The sequence below is a fragment of the Citrobacter sp. Cf072 genome (genome assembly GCF_030334485.1).
Taxonomy (GTDB): Bacteria; Pseudomonadota; Gammaproteobacteria; order Enterobacterales; family Enterobacteriaceae; genus Citrobacter; species Citrobacter freundii.
Genome location: NZ_JAOWDX010000012.1, coordinates 1 through 281, shown reverse-complemented (window position 1 = coordinate 281; position 281 = coordinate 1). Strand labels below are relative to the sequence as shown.

Here is a 281-nt window from a genome sequence, read left to right as displayed (position 1 = left end):
CACACTACCATCGGCGCTACGGCGTTTCACTTCTGAGTTCGGCATGGGGTCAGGTGGGACCACCGCGCTACAGCCGCCAGACAAATTCTTTTCTAAGTGCCGAACTTTAACCGAAAAACTGGTGCTGATACCCAGAGTCGAACTGGGGACCTCACCCTTACCAAGGGTGCGCTCTACCAACTGAGCCATATCAGCACACTAAATTTGATGCCTGGCAGTTCCCTACTCTCGCATGGGGAGACCCCACACTACCATCGGCGCTACGGCGTTTCACTTCTGAG

The 281-nt window shown here is 54.8% G+C and carries 1 tRNA gene and 1 rRNA gene; both read right to left on the bottom strand.

The features are described from left to right. Window positions 1-81 (bottom strand): 5S ribosomal RNA (gene rrf / locus OGX66_RS00375); the annotation flags it as partial. Window positions 82-119: 38 nt separating this feature from the next. Further along, window positions 120-195: transfer RNA gene (locus tag OGX66_RS00370), tRNA-Thr, on the bottom strand. Between the last annotated feature and the right edge of the window lie 86 nt (window positions 196-281).